Here is a 12,904-nt window from a genome sequence, read left to right on the forward strand (position 1 = left end):
GGACAGACGATAGCAAGGTTGATCAGGGGGCGTCCGCTCGCATGAAACAATTCAAACGCTGTTGGTTGGGGTTGGGCCTGGCGGCCCTGATGATTCTCCTGGGTGGTTCCGCATTGGCCGACCCGGTGGCGGCCGCTCCCGCTTCCGGCGCTTCCCCGCCCGGCAATAGCGCGGAGCGTCCCGTGGCCAAGTCCTCCCGCGCTCCCCGCCACGTCAGCATCCGCCTGGAGCATCCCGAGCGGGTGCTGGTGGCCGGCGAGACCGGCTACCTCGACCTGGAAGCGCGCTTGATCACGCCCCAAGGCGCCGCGGGCCCCGCCCTTACCTGGGACACGGGGGAAAAAGGGCCGGTCACCCTGTATATCGCCTCTTCCAGCGGCAGCGGCATCGCCTTTTTGGACAAGGCCCATCCCGAGCGGCCCCATCAACACATCCTGGTGCAATTCAAAAGGCCGGAGGGCAACCTGGCCCAGCCCCTGCGGACCCGAGTGGAGTACACGGTGACCAGCCGCACCAAGGCCGGCAAGCACAGTTTTTGGCTGGACATCTTCGCCGAGTTGAAAACCCCGGACGGCACCCTGGTGCACGATGCCGGGGCCATGCGCCTGCCCTTCGAGGTGGACACCCACCTGCGCACCAAGCTGCTCATGCTGGCCGTGGTGGCGGCGGCGGTGTTTTTGTTCATCGTGGAGTGGGTGCGGGTGGACGTGGTGGCCATCGTGATGATGGTGCTCCTGCCCGAGCTGGGCCTATTAAATTCCGCCGACACCTTCCGGGGGCTGAGCAGCAACGCGGTGGTGGCCATCATCGGGGTGATGATAATCAGCTACGGCCTCAACCGGGCCGGTTTGGTGCATCGCATCATCCAGCCCATCCTGGGCTTTGTCAGCAAAAGCCCCTCGCGCCTGGTGGTGACCTTCTCCTCGCTCATCGCGGCCATCTCCGGGGTAATGCAAAACACCGGGGCCGCGGTGCTGTTTTTGCCCGCCGTGCGCTCGGTTACTTTCCAGAAGCTCAAGGTGCCCATCTCCCGGGTGCTCATGCCCATAGGCATGGCCGCCATCCTGGGCGGCACCCTGACCATGATCGGCACCAGCCCCCTGATCCTGCTCAACGACATCCTTCCGCCGGGCATGGCCAAGTTCGGCTTCCTGGAACTCACCCCCATCGGCCTGGCCCTGGCCCTGGCGGGCATCGCCTATCTCTCCACCGGCGGCATGAAGATGCTGGCCAAGATTTCCGCCCGGCAATCGGATCTGTCCAACGGCTCGGCCAACGGAGGCGAGCCAAGCTTTCTCAGCTCCTATCCCCTGATCCAGGGCCCCTATGAGATCCTGGTCCCCGAGGGCTACCGCCCGGGGGAGGGCCCCCAGGAGCTGGTGCACATCAGGCGGCGTTTCCTGGTGAACATCGTGGCCGTGTCCAAGAACGGCGGCGCGTGCGATTCCTCGCCCCTGCCCGGTACCGCCCTGCGGGCCGGCATGGTCCTGTGCGCCTATGGCCCCAAGGATGAGGTGGCGGCCTTTGTGTCGCAGTACGGCCTGGTGCTCCGGGACGGCCCTCAGGTGTTCAAGGACAACATGTTCAACCCCAACCTGGCGGGCATCGTGGAGGGGGTGGTTTCGCCCCGTTCCAGCCTTATCGGCCAGACCATCAAGGACATCCGTTTCCGCGAGACCTTTGGGGTGAGCCCCCTGGCGGTGCACCAGGGCGGGCGCACCTATTACCAGGAGCTGGCCGACCTGCCCCTGCAGTCGGGCGACACCCTGCTGTTGCACGGCACCTGGGAAAAATTCGAGGCCTTGCAGGCGTTCCACCAAAACTTCATCATCATCACCCCCTTTGACCAGGAATTCCACAAGCCGGAAAAGGCCAAGTGGGCCCTCATCTGCTTTTTGGTGGCCCTGGCCATGATGATCGTCTCCAGCTTCTATTTTCAGAATCTGCCCTACAACCCCATCCCCCTGTCGGTCTGCCTGATGGTGGGGGCGGTGGGCATGGTGCTCAGCAAGGTCATCACCATCAGCGAGGCCTACCATGCGGTGGACTGGCGCACCGTGTTTTTGCTGGGCGGCCTTATTCCCCTGGGCATGGCCGTGGACCAGACCGGCACGGCCAACTGGATCGCCAAGGGCATCGTCTTGGGCCTGGGCAGCCTCATGTCCCCGCTGCTGCTGCTGTTGGTCTTGGCCCTGCTCAGCGCCGCCTTCACCCTGGTGATCTCCAACGTGGGCGCGGCCACCCTGCTGGTGCCCTTGGGCATCTCCATCGCCCACCATATAGGTATCGACCCCCGGGTGGCCGCCATCGTGGTGGGCCTGGGGGTGTCCAACTCCTTTTTGCTGCCCACCCACCAGGTCAACGCCTTGTACATGGGCCCCGGCGAGTACAAGACCCGGGACTACATCAGCATCGGCGGCATCCTGAGCGTTATCTACATCGTGGTGCTGGTGGCCATGACTTACCTGTTCTACCTGTAGGCCTCTTATCCAGGGGAGCCCCTTTTCCCCTTGCCCAAACGCCATGGAGACGTTGGGGCGGGTGGGGGGTTGGCATCACGCCGAACGGGCTCTTTACCGGGGCCTAATAGGGTGTGGCCCTCATTTACGGCTTACCTACGCGCCGATTTATAATCGCTGACAAGCTAGAGTAGTTTGGTGCTCGCCCGGGCCCGGCCCGGACGACGCAACGGTGCCCCCCTCCACCATCACCCAGGGGAAAGCTTGATAACCCCGCATCCGATTTCTGCAAGGCAAGCGCGACGGTAGTAGAGCCAGCTGTGGGAGGCGCCCCAGCGGCGCCAAGAAAAAGGTTTCGCTGCAAAGCACCTAGTGAGGAGGACATCCCGTGAGGAATTTTGATCGTAGCGGCAAACGCCCGAGAGCTCGGTTGGGCCTGACGCTGGTAATCATGGTTTGCGGCTTGTTGTTGGCCGGCACCGCCTGGGCTGCTCCCCCAGCGACGGACCAGGGACGGCTGGTCAGCGCCAAGTGGCTGCAACAGCACCAGAACGAGGCCAACCTGGTGCTCATCGACGCGTCCCCCACCCAGGATTATCTCAAAGGTCACATCAAGGGAGCGGTGAGCTGCTCCTTTGACAAGGACCATTACATGTCCTACGGCATCAACACCTCTTACGGCGGCAACGATCTGATCAACAGCCCCACCGATCCCCTGCCTTGGCAGGACGGCCCCACCCCCTACATCCAGCAGGTGATGCGCTCCCTGGGCATCAACAACAATTCCAAGGTGGTGGTCTACGACAACGGCGGCCATTTCCGGGCCGCCCGTTTTTATTGGACCCTCACCCACAACGGCGCCAAGGACGCCTATATCCTGGACGGCGGGTTGGCCAAGTGGAAGGCCATGGGCCTGCCCACGGTGACCGAGGTGGCCAAGGCCAAGCCCGGCGATTTCGTGGCCAAGCCGGTGGGCGACGCCGCCATAGCTACCACCGATTACATCCTGTCCAAGCAGTTCAAGCCCGATACGGTCCTGGTCTACGCGGTGACTCCGGTTTGGTTTTACGGGCCTTACCAAGCCTATTCCAAGCTGGGCCACATCCCGGGCTCGGTGATGGTCTCCTATCCCGACTACTTCCAAAAGGACAAGACCTGGAAGTCCAAGGAGGAGTTGCAGCGGCTTTTCGCCTCGGTGGGGGCCACCCCGGACAAGGAGACCATTTGCTATTGCGGCGGCAACCCGGCCGCCTCCTGCCTGTACTTCACCCTGAAGCACGTGTTGGGCTATCCCAAGGTGCGTTACTACTATCAAGGCTCCACCATGGGCTGGCTCGACGATCCCCGCGACCTGCCCCTGCACACCTATTGGAACCAGCACCTGCTGCGCGATCCCTATTTCGTGCGGTGGTGGGGCGGCAAGCGCATTCAATACCTGGTGGGCGACTCCCAGGTGCTGACCGTGGATGTGCGTTCTCCCCAGGCCTATCAGGCCGGGCACATCCCCTACGCGGTGAACGTGCCGGTGAGCGATCTCACCGGCAAGCTGGGAGCCGACCCGGCCAAGTGGGCCCAGCTCCTGGGCGACAAGGGAGCGGCGGATTTCAAGCAACTGGTGATCGTGGACGACACCTCCACCCCCAACGCCTGCCTGATGTTCTGGCTGGCCGAGTACATGGGACGCCCCAAGGTCTCGGTGCTCAACGGCGGCATGAAGGCCTGGCAGGACCACAAGTTGAAGGTGACCGACAAGCCCACCGTAATCGCGCCAGCCAAGACCAAGTATGATGTGGCCATCCAACCAGCCAAGATAAAGGCGCGCCCCCAAGCGGCGGTGCGTCTGGCCGATGCCGGGCAAAAGCCCGATTTCCTGGGCTACCCCAGGGTGTACATCAACGCTTCGGCCAACAGTGCCCAGCTTCCTTTTGATCCGGCGGGCGCCAAGGTAGTGAATATTCCCGCCGGAAAGAACTTCAATGAATACGGAATATTAGATTTCGCCTCCAATTTGATTAAACTGTACGAGGATGCCGGGGTCTACAAGCAAGCCGAAGTGGTTTGCTACTCCGACAAGCCCGAAGAAGCTGCGGCGGCCTATTATGCGCTGAGGACCCTGGGCTACCCCAAGGTCATGGTGTATTACCCCGCCAAGTAGCGGCCCGCACGGTTGGTGATCCAGGGGGCCGGGCTCACGCCCGGCCCCCATTTTGCGTAAGGAAGGGTTTTTCAGGCGGGGCCGGGGCCTCAGGGCACCAGCTTGGTCTGATCATGACATTGGGCGCAGTAGTTCTCGCTCTTGGCATGAACGTGGTGGCACATTTCGCAGTCCAACTCCGTGCCGTAATGGGGAGAGTCGTGCGGGTTGCGGTGCTTCTTGTCCTGGGGCACGGTCAGCTTGGCCACGGCCTCGCCGGAGGTGTGGCACTCCAGGCACTTGGCCGTGCCCACCGTGGAGCGCTCACCGGTGTCGTGGCAATCCGCGCAGGACACCCCCTCCAGGGCGTGCATATGCCCCAAGGGCAATTTGCTTCGCAGCAGGGGGGCTTTCTTGCCGTCGTGGCACTCGCGGCATTGCCCCATATCCTGGCCCTTGGTGGCCGCGTGGTCCTTGGGCAATACCGGCGCCGGCCCGTGGCAGGCCGCGCAGTCGCCGGCCGGGGCGTTTTCCAATTGTTTGGGAGGGCTGCCCGGCGCGGCGCCGGTTTCGGGGGCGCCCCAGGCAACGACGAGCAGGGCCGCCAGGATGCTCAAGCCCGGCAAGAGCCATCTACAGCCCAAGCGGCGTTGGTGTGAGCTTCTCATGATTCCATATCCGTTTCCCGTGGGCGGATTGGCGGAAGCCCGGGCCGCGGTGGCCCGGACTTCCGGTTGGGTCGGCTGGAGTCGGCCTAATATGGCGTCCGATCAGCCGCGGGACTTCTCCTTGGCCGCGTTGGCCCCGGCGATACGGCCGAAGACCAGGCAGTCGGTGGTGGCGTTGCTGCCCAGGCGCACCGCGCCGTGCACGCCGCCGGTTACCTCGCCGGCCGCGTAGATGCCCGGCACCACCATGCCGTTCAGGTCCAGGAGCTGGGCCTTGGAGTTGATCTGCACGCCGCCCATGGTGTGGTGCACCTTGGGCCACAGGTACATGCCGTAGAAGGGGGGCTTGGCAATGGGTTGGGAGCTGGCGCGGAAAGGCTTGCCGAACTCCTCGTCCTTGCCCTTGGCCAAGAAGGCGTTGTAGCGCTTCACCTGCTCCTGCAACCCGGCCGAGTCCACCTTGAAGGCCTGGGCCAACTCATCCAGGGTGTTGAACTGCTTGACGGTGCCCCTGGCCAGCATCTTGTCCAGACCGTCCACGTACTTGGCCCCGTTCTGGTCGGCGACGCCCACCGCCCAGTGGCCGGTCTTGATGATGGCGTCGGCGCGCACCTTGCGGTCGGCCAACTCGTTGACGAAACGCTTGCCGGTCTTGGGATCGACCATGACCCCAAAGGGGAAGCATCCGCTGATGGCGAAAATGTAACCGATGCCCATGCCCTTTTCCTGGGGGCATCCCCAGGGACCGAGCTGGATCCAGGAGGGCTGCACGGGAGTGGCCCCGATGCGCAGAAGCTCGACGAGGCCCTCGGCGGTGGCGCCGGGGTGATTGGTGCAATCCAGCGTCTTGTCCAAACGGGGGTCCTGGATCATGCGGAAGGGTATGTCGTAGGAGAAGCCGCCGTTGGCCATGATCACGGCCTTGTTGGCCTTGATGAAGGTCTTCTTGCCGCTGCCCGCCTTGGGGAAGGCGTAGCCGCTCAGGACCTCCACCCCCACCACGCCGTTGGACCCATCCACGATCAAGTGCTCCAGGTAGGTCCTCTTCTGGAGCGGGATGCCTTCCTCCTTGACCTTCTTCAACTCCTGGCGAACGATGCCCGCGCCGGAGCGCACGTCGGTCAGGTAGCTGCGGGGCACCGAATGGCCCCCCAAGTGGGTAACCCGGCCCTTGTAGTCCACGTTCAGATAGTCCAGGGTCCACATCAAGGCGTCCAGAGACTGATCGGCCACCATCATGGCCAGCTCCGGATGGTTCATGTGCAGGCCCGCCTTGAGCATGTCTTTGTACATCAGCTCGGGGGAGTCCTTGATCCCCTCCTTGGCCTGGAGGGGAGAACCGGTGGCGGCTATGAGGCCGCCGTTGATGATGCTATTGCCGCCGGGAACCGGCATCTTCTCCAAGATCACGACGTTGGCTCCGGCCTTCTTGGCCTCCAAGGCGGCGGCCAGACCGGCGAACCCGCTGCCGATCACGATGACATCGGCTGTTTGGTCCCATTTCTTGGGCAGTTCGGCTGCGTCGGCGGAGGTGGCCTTGCTCAAAAGGCCCGAAGTGGCCAAGCCTACGGCCGCGGCCGCCCCTCCCGCTTGCTTAAGGAAACTCCGTCTTGATGTTGCGTTCTTGCTGTGGTCCTTTGCCTTGTCGCCCATTTTCATCTCCTCGCTAAATGAGCCTTGAGCATTGCGATCCACCCTGATGCGCTCCACCTCCCTTCTCGTAACCGTGTGGATGGCGCGCCAAGGTATAACCTTAGTCCACCATAAACCGCCCGGTGCGGCCGCCGATATGGGCCGCAGGCACCGTTTTGGCTAGGAGGCGGCACTATTGGCCATAGGGTGGAAACCCTAGCGGCGACGCGCGGTGACTTGCAGGGCGGGAAGGCCCTGTCTTTAACGGGGGATCGGGAGGGAAGCAAAAAGGCTGGCCTCGGCCCCGGGGAAGAGGGGGCCAAGCCCAGCCCTAAAAAAAAATCCACGTCCCTGGGGACGGGGAAGCGCAGGCTTACTTGCGGTTGAGCACCTTGGCCTTTTGCTGCTCGTACTGCTCTTTGGTGATGGCTCCGGCCTCATAGGCCTTTTGCAGGTCGATGAGCTGCTGGCCCTCGGAAACGGTGGTGGTGGTGTTCTGGGTCTGGACGTCGGCTCCGCCGCAACCGGCCAGAGCGATGGAAAGGCCAAACATGGCCACGAAAATCATGGTGTAAAGGGTCTTCATTACTTAGTCCTCCAAATAGTGCGCCGGTCTTGCGTTGGGTTGCGACCAAACTCAAATGGTTAGGCTGCCATGGTCGTTCATTGGCGACATGGTAGCGTGATTTCATCGGGTTGGCAACGATTGCCGCTCTCCCTGGCCAACCTTCCCGGCAACCTAATTTACCTCCAGAAGGCCTTTGTCTTGCAGGGTGCGCAGTAGATGGGCCATGCACTGGTCATAGGGCTGGTTTTCGGTGTCCACCACGATTTCCGAGCACTCGGAGGCCTCGAAGGGCGAGCCTATGCCGGTCATGTCCGGGATCTCCCCCTTGCGCGCCCTGGCGTACAGGCCCTTGGGGTCGCGCAGCTCGCAGGTGTCCAGGGAGCACTTCACAAAGCACTCGCAGTAGTTGTGCCCTTCCAATATCTCGCGCACCATGGCCCGGTTGGACTCCAGGGGGGTGATGAAGGAGACGATGACCAGGGAGCCGGATTTGGCCATGAGGCGGGCGATCTCCGCCGCCCGGCGCAGGTTTTCGGTGCGGTCGGCCTCGCTGAAGCCCAGGTCGCGGTTCAGGCGCTTGCGCACCTGGTCGCCGTCCAAAAAACTGACCCAGTTGTCATGCTTTTTGAGCAGGTCTCTGAGGGCGCCGGCCAGGGTGGATTTGCCGCTGCCCGGCATGCCGAAAAACCAGATCACGCCGCTTTTGGTGGCAATGTTCCGCGCAAGAATATCCGGGCAAGCGCTGGTTGGTAATTCTTGGGTACTCATTAATTCACCTGTTTGCCGTATCCAGGGGGTGGTTGGAGTTTATTGCCGCGCTGGGCCCTGGGCCGGCGCGTCCGCCATGGCCCGGTGGCGCAACGCCTGGTGCACCCGCTGGGCCCAGGCCAGCGCCGTGGGGCCCACCTCGGGGTGGTCGTGGCGGGTGGAGCTTTGCACCTTGCTGAAAAAGGGCTCCAGTTGCTCCTTGTCCAATTGCAGGATGGGGGCCAGCTCTTCCAGGCAGGCCGCCGGCTGGCGGCAGAAACGGTCGTAGTCGAACAACACGATGTCCTGGGCGTGGTCGTTCAGCACGTTTTCATAAACGCAGCTCCAGTAGCGCACCCAGTAGGAGAACTCGGCTATCTCCTCGGGGCAGCGGGGCATGGCGTCGTTGTTGAATCGGAAGGGCTTGAGGTTGGCCCCGAATTCGTGGTGCCCCAGCCAGTTCATGTATTTCAGGGAAAAGGGGTCTTCCTGGTGCGTTTTCAAAAACCGCTGGTGTTGCGCCATCAGGGACTTGGCGTGGTCCAGCGGGTTACGGAAAGGCACCAGGATGATCGCCTCGGGAAAGGCCCTTTTCAGGGAGGCGATGCGCAGCAGGTTGTTGTTGTTCTTGGCCAGATAGCGCAGGGGCGTCTTGCCCGAGTCCTTGGCGATGATGTTGTGCACGTAGCGGCGGTAGTTGACGAGCACCTCGCGCGGCGGCTTGTGGGGAGACAGGTGATGCTCGCGCACGTAGGCATCCCGGTCAAAGGTCATCCAGAAGATTTCCTCAAAGGCCTCGGGGCTGTCGTAGTTGACCAGCAGGCGGTCCTTGTGGGCCCTTTCCTTGGCCTCGGCGTATTGCCGCCGCCCGGCGGAGATGGAGTTCCACAAGTTGGGCGCGGTGATGAAAGGCATGTCCCTGTAGGTGAGGGTGGCGAAGCGCCCGCTGGCGTAGATCGCTTCCAGGAGTATGGTGGTGCCCGCCCGGGCCAGTCCGGCGACATACACCGGCGGGCCGGGAGGCGTGGGCAGCTTGCGCCTGGCGGCCAGGGAACAGTCCAGGTCAAAGGCCGCCTTGCGCACCAGGCGGCTGTCCAGGGCCAGATGGTGCAGCAGCCGCGAGCCCAGGTGGTAGTCGCCTTCCCCCTCGGGGGTCAGCTTTACCCGCAGGACGGCGTAGAGGGCGCCCAGGGCGGCGGCGATGATCTGCACCGAGGGCTCCAGCAGCAGGGCCGCCGTGGCGGCGAAGCCGCCCAGGAACCACATGCCCACCAGAATGAAGGCCAGGGCGAAACCAGCGGCCATGATGGCCAGGTAGAGCAAGTTGAGCAGGCTGGCCGCCAAGATGGCGCCCGCGTAGTGGGGGAGGATCTTTTCTTTCCAGTGGTCGGAGGTGTGGGGAGAGCGCACCACCCGCATGACCTTTTGGGTGGTCGCTTGCAGGTACTTGAGGTTGGCCATCAGCGGCAGGGCGCGGAACAACTCCACGAACACCACCGCCCCCGGCAAACAGGCCAGGGCCTGGAGCCCCCAATCAGTCCAGGGGGTCATCTTCCCGGTCTTCCTGCTTTTTCTTGCCTATGCCAAAGAGCCGTTTGATGGGATACCAAAAAAAGGCCAGGATGGCCAGGATCACGGAGAATATGACCCCCAAAATGGCGCCGATGGCCCCCAGCCCCAACCCGGGACCCACATAGGCCTGGGCAATGCCGGGTGCCAGGAAGAGCAGGGCGGCGATGAGCGGCAGGGCTATTCGCATTTGGGCAACTCCTTGAAATAGTCCAAGGGCAAGGCTTTGGCTTCGGAAACGCTCAGGAAGCGGTTCTTGTCGTCATAGGTGTTGAGGAATTCAAAGACCACCTTGCCGTTTTTATCCACCTCGAAGACCCGCCCCTGTTGCGGGGAGGTTATCAACATCCCGCCATCGGGCAGCATTTGGTGCTTACCCTGAATGTGGCTGTAAAAATTGTACTTGGCCCCCGGCAGCAGCACCTTGCTTTTATAGGTCTTGGGGTCGATTTCGATGATGCGCGAAACGCCGCGGTGCATGTTGTTGTCAAACACCGTGATGGTTCCCCGCTGGTTCCAGTCGGGGTCGTGTTGGCGCCGGGTCTGGCCTTGGCGCCACCATTTAACCTTGAGGGTGACCGGATCCATCACCATCACCAGGTCCACCGAGCGCAGGGAGAGCAACAGGTCGCCCGCCTTGAAGCCGGGGTAATGGGGGGCCAGGTCCTTGGGCAGGGGATCGATGTCGTTGGGGTGCCACTTGCCGCCGCCGTCCAATACCCAGGTGGAACGCGAGTGCTCGTCCAACTGGCGGATGCCCATAATATCCAGGCCCGGATTGGCGTCGACCACCGCCTGCAAAGGGATGATTTTCAGGATTTTGCCGCTGGACGCCTCGATCTGCACCAGGCAGTCCTTGCGCATGGGGTTGTCGGCGGTGGGGCCCCACACCCACAGGGTGCCGTCGTCGCCCAGGGTGATGGAGTGGTGGTAGCCTCCCCTTAGGCGCCAGACGAGGTTGCCGCACCAGTCGTATTTGGTCAGGGAGTTGCCGTTGTCGTAAGCCACGTAGATGGAGCCGTCGGGGCCGATGTCAAAGCCGTGGGGGAACACGTTGGCGTCGTCGCGGTGCTCCCAGGGGACGTCTTCCTGGCTGGGCTTCCACAGGTGCTTCACCTTGCCGTCCGGTCCCAGCAAAACCACCCCGTAGCGCTTGTCGTCAAAATCGAAGGCCCCGAAGATGACCCGGTACATCTTGGGGGCGTCCGGGGACAGGTACATCCTGGGGGGCAGCCTGCGCGAGCGAATGGGCAGGCCTTCCAGGTTCTGGTATTCGCGGTTGCCGGGGGCCTTGAAGTCCATGGTCACCAGATGCCGGGAAGGCACGATGTCCAAATCGTTGGCCAGCTTTTCTTCCCAGGTGGTGTTGCCCTCGCCCTGGAACCAGGCCTCCAATTGCTGCACTATGGGATAGGGCCAGGCGCGGGTGGAGTAGACGTACAGGCCCGCGCCGAAACCGACCAACAGCACCAGCCACCCGGCGGTTACCACCCGCCAGAAGGCGGCGCGGAAAACAAAGGGCCAGAAGCGGGCCACCCATCCCCAGAAATCGCGCCCCTTGCGGCGCGCCGGCCAGGCCAGCAACTCGCCGAGGAGCCAAAAGACCACCCCGCCGCCCACCGCCCCCGCCGGCAGGCGCACCGCGGCCTCGCCCCAGCCGTGATGACTCAACCAAAGTAATTGGGTAATCGCGCCGATGAAGGCGCCCAGCAGGGCCAGCGGGAGACGGGAAAAAAACGCGCGCATGGTGCGAGAAATTCCTCAGGGGATGGAGATGGTACGATTTGCCATCGTTATCAAAGCGATACCAGGGCCTCCCGCCAAGGGAGGCCAGCAGCTAATCTATCATTTTTATCAGAGATAGCAAACGCTCAGGCGATGAGGCCGGAGCTTTGCAGGCGCTTGATCACCGGCGGCACCAACAGCCCGCCCGCCGCGCCGAAGGCCATGTTCATGGCCGAGTTGAGCAGCACGTGCTGAATCATCACCGCCGTCTCCATGCCCGCCATGAGGTCGGCCACCGCCAGGAACAGTCCCCTGGTCAGCGCCGCCGCCGCGCCGCAGACGAAGCAGGCCACGTAGCTGTAGGCCAGGCGCGGGTACAGGGCAAAGCCCAGATCCACGATCAGTCCCAACAGGCCGTAGCGCACGATGAGCAGCGGGCCGTCCTTGCCCAGGCCCAGGAACATGCACAACAGCCCGGCCACCACCCCGGCCAGGGTGGCCGCCCCGAAACGCCGCACCACCCCGCGGGCCAGCAGCAGGAAGAACAGGTTGAAGAACATGGAGTGGCCGGTGAGGTGCAAATGCATACGCAGGGCCGCCCGGGCGATGACGATGAAGGTGCCGCAAAAGCCCAGGTAGAGCCCGTCGCGCAGGCTGAAACGCTGCCAGATCATCATTTTTTGGCGGCCTTTTTCTTCTTTTTGCCCTCGGGTTGCCACACCCCGTCGCGCTCGACCACCACCAGCACCGGCTTGCCGCGCCTGAGCATGGGCCTGATCCAGTCCAGGGTGTCCACCCGCTCCTCGGGGCCCAGCTCCTGTCCCTGCTCGCTCACCACCGCCGCGACCGCGGTCCGGGAGATGATCTCCCCCACGCGGAGCACCCCGCCTACCTCGCGGATGCCTGGCAGGTCGATGAAGCGCCCGTCGTCGGCGGTGTTGCGCAGTCCCACCCCGGACAGGGCCCCGATGATGCCCTGGCCGGTGGGGCCGTGCCGCCAGGTGAACAGGCCCGGCGTCTCGGCCAGGACGTAGCCCTCCTCCACCTGGAGCACCTGGGTCTGGGCCCGGCGGCCCAACTCGGCCAGGGCGGCGGGCACCGCCCCCTTCGGGGCCAGGCACAGACCGGGGTTGGCCTCCTCGTGCAGGTTGGCCAGCATGAACTCCTTGGCCGCGGCGAACACCTCCGCAGGCTCGGCCAGGCTCTCGGCCTGAAGGCAGGCGCTGCTGTTGTGGGAGGTGTAGGGGATGTCCGGGTGCACCAGGAACTGGTGGCGGGTCACGTCGGCCCCGGCGATGAGCCCCCGGGCGGTCAGCTCGGCCGCCAGGTTGCGCGACAGGCGGCCGGTGCCGATGGTGTGAGGGTTGTCGGTGTCGTCTATGGCGATGAACAGTTTCAACTC

General features: G+C 63.5%; 11 protein-coding genes. 2 read left to right on the forward strand and 9 right to left on the reverse strand.

Annotation, left to right across the window (positions count from 1 at the left end; translation table 11 throughout):
- Nucleotides 1-41: 41 nt before the first annotated feature.
- On the forward strand, nucleotides 42-2,480 hold the full coding sequence (locus AACH32_RS05045; RefSeq protein WP_338605687.1) for an SLC13 family permease: 2,439 nt from the start codon (nucleotides 42-44) through the stop codon (nucleotides 2,478-2,480).
- 409 nt (nucleotides 2,481-2,889) lie between these two features.
- Nucleotides 2,890-4,614 carry a sulfurtransferase gene (locus tag AACH32_RS05050; RefSeq protein ID WP_338605688.1) on the forward strand — a complete coding sequence of 575 codons (1,725 nt, stop codon included), beginning with the start codon at nucleotides 2,890-2,892 and terminating at the stop codon, nucleotides 4,612-4,614.
- An 89-nt stretch (nucleotides 4,615-4,703) separates the two neighbouring features.
- Here the strand turns inward: AACH32_RS05050 and AACH32_RS05055 are convergent, their stop codons facing one another.
- The 9 genes from AACH32_RS05055 to AACH32_RS05095 form a co-directional block, all read right to left on the reverse strand.
- A complete protein-coding gene (locus AACH32_RS05055) occupies nucleotides 4,704-5,261 on the reverse strand; it encodes a cytochrome c3 family protein (protein ID WP_338605689.1) in 558 nt (185 codons plus the stop codon).
- Nucleotides 5,262-5,363: 102 nt separating this feature from the next.
- Complete coding sequence (locus tag AACH32_RS05060) at nucleotides 5,364-6,920, reverse strand: flavocytochrome c (protein WP_338606648.1); 1,557 nt, start codon at nucleotides 6,918-6,920, stop codon at nucleotides 5,364-5,366.
- Between the two features lie 346 nt (nucleotides 6,921-7,266).
- A complete protein-coding gene (locus AACH32_RS05065) occupies nucleotides 7,267-7,479 on the reverse strand; it encodes an SHOCT domain-containing protein (protein ID WP_338605690.1) in 213 nt (70 codons plus the stop codon).
- A 153-nt stretch (nucleotides 7,480-7,632) separates the two neighbouring features.
- On the reverse strand, nucleotides 7,633-8,157 hold the full coding sequence (cysC, locus tag AACH32_RS05070; protein WP_338605691.1) for an adenylyl-sulfate kinase: 525 nt from the start codon (nucleotides 8,155-8,157) through the stop codon (nucleotides 7,633-7,635).
- A gap of 111 nt (nucleotides 8,158-8,268) precedes the next feature.
- Nucleotides 8,269-9,759 (reverse strand): sulfotransferase, encoded by a 1,491-nt coding sequence (locus AACH32_RS05075; RefSeq protein ID WP_338605692.1) that lies wholly within the window; start codon nucleotides 9,757-9,759, stop codon nucleotides 8,269-8,271.
- Nucleotides 9,743-9,967, reverse strand: a complete 225-nt coding sequence (locus tag AACH32_RS05080; RefSeq protein ID WP_338605693.1) for a hypothetical protein — start codon at nucleotides 9,965-9,967, stop codon at nucleotides 9,743-9,745. The genes AACH32_RS05075 and AACH32_RS05080 overlap by 17 nt, the downstream gene beginning before the upstream one ends.
- Nucleotides 9,958-11,523, reverse strand: a complete 1,566-nt coding sequence (locus AACH32_RS05085) for an arylsulfotransferase family protein (RefSeq protein WP_338605694.1) — start codon at nucleotides 11,521-11,523, stop codon at nucleotides 9,958-9,960. The genes AACH32_RS05080 and AACH32_RS05085 overlap by 10 nt, the downstream gene beginning before the upstream one ends.
- A gap of 125 nt (nucleotides 11,524-11,648) precedes the next feature.
- Nucleotides 11,649-12,179, reverse strand: a complete 531-nt coding sequence (locus AACH32_RS05090; protein WP_338605695.1) for an ECF transporter S component — start codon at nucleotides 12,177-12,179, stop codon at nucleotides 11,649-11,651.
- Nucleotides 12,176-12,901, reverse strand: coding sequence for a hypothetical protein (locus tag AACH32_RS05095; RefSeq protein WP_338605696.1), 726 nt, complete (start codon nucleotides 12,899-12,901; stop codon nucleotides 12,176-12,178). Before AACH32_RS05095 ends, AACH32_RS05090 begins: the two co-directional genes overlap by 4 nt.
- Between the last annotated feature and the right edge of the window lie 3 nt (nucleotides 12,902-12,904).

It is taken from the genome of Desulfoferula mesophila (genome assembly GCF_037076455.1).
GTDB classification, from domain to species: domain Bacteria; phylum Desulfobacterota; class Desulfarculia; order Desulfarculales; family Desulfarculaceae; genus Desulfoferula; species Desulfoferula mesophila.

Excerpts from the sequence above, each read along its gene's own strand:
- AACH32_RS05045 (WP_338605687.1), top strand. The coding sequence starts at position 42 with ATGAAACAATTCAAACGCTGTTGGTTGGGGTTGGGCCTGGCGGCCCTG.
- AACH32_RS05055 (WP_338605689.1), bottom strand. The coding sequence starts at position 5,261 with ATGAGAAGCTCACACCAACGCCGCTTGGGCTGTAGATGGCTCTTGCCG.
- AACH32_RS05060 (WP_338606648.1), bottom strand. The coding sequence starts at position 6,920 with ATGAAAATGGGCGACAAGGCAAAGGACCACAGCAAGAACGCAACATCA.
- AACH32_RS05065 (WP_338605690.1), bottom strand. The coding sequence starts at position 7,479 with ATGAAGACCCTTTACACCATGATTTTCGTGGCCATGTTTGGCCTTTCC.
- AACH32_RS05075 (WP_338605692.1), bottom strand. The coding sequence starts at position 9,759 with ATGACCCCCTGGACTGATTGGGGGCTCCAGGCCCTGGCCTGTTTGCCG.
- AACH32_RS05080 (WP_338605693.1), bottom strand. The coding sequence starts at position 9,967 with ATGCGAATAGCCCTGCCGCTCATCGCCGCCCTGCTCTTCCTGGCACCC.
- AACH32_RS05085 (WP_338605694.1), bottom strand. The coding sequence starts at position 11,523 with ATGCGCGCGTTTTTTTCCCGTCTCCCGCTGGCCCTGCTGGGCGCCTTC.
- AACH32_RS05090 (WP_338605695.1), bottom strand. The coding sequence starts at position 12,179 with ATGATGATCTGGCAGCGTTTCAGCCTGCGCGACGGGCTCTACCTGGGC.